This window comes from Conexibacter sp. CPCC 206217, assembly GCF_030646165.1.
In the GTDB taxonomy this organism is placed as follows: domain Bacteria; phylum Actinomycetota; class Thermoleophilia; order Solirubrobacterales; family Solirubrobacteraceae; genus Conexibacter.
The window spans coordinates 1-605 of record NZ_JAUTDO010000028.1 but is presented as its reverse complement, the minus strand read 5'-3'; the positions used below and the strand labels follow the sequence as shown (position 1 = coordinate 605).

The window sequence follows — 605 nt, the reverse complement described above, 5'->3', positions numbered from 1 at the left end:
TCTCTCATCGAGTCGGCCGCGACGGTGACGTCGACCGAGCCCGTCTTCAGCGCGGTCAGCTGACCCGTCTCCGGGTCGAGGATCGCGGTCTTGTCCTGCTCGCGGGCGGCGTCGATCGCGTCGTCGCCGCTGCCGATCGCCAGCGTGTCGCTGCCGGACCAGCGCAGCGAGACCGGGTAGCGCAACGGCACCGTGCGCGACCCGTTGGAGACGCCCGTCGGCTGCACGAGCGTGCCGCCGAGCGGCGCGCTCGCACCGACCTCCAGCGACTCCGGGACCTGCAGGTCGATCGACTGCGCGAACGGGTGCACGTCGAGCTGCAGCCAGTCCTCGGCCGCGTTCGCGTCGCTGTCGACGCCCCAGCGCACCCAGCCGGTGATGCCGCCGCGGTCCGGAGTGCCGTACGGCGCCTTGCCCGACGACGGCAGGACGACGTACGGGACGCCCTCCTCACGGTGCACGTTCATGATCTGCGCGTGCGAGCCGACCATCGCGACGCCCTTGCCGCTCTCCTCACGGAAGTCGGACAGCAGCTTCTGCACGAGCTGCACCTCGGTGCGGTCGCCCAGCTCCGAGTCGTGCGTGTCTCTCGGATCGAGCACCGG

At 71.4% G+C, this 605-nt stretch carries 1 pseudogene; it reads right to left on the bottom strand.

From position 1 onward, the window contains the following. Window positions 1-605, bottom strand: a pseudogene (locus tag Q7L65_RS27620) (metallophosphoesterase); the annotation flags it as partial.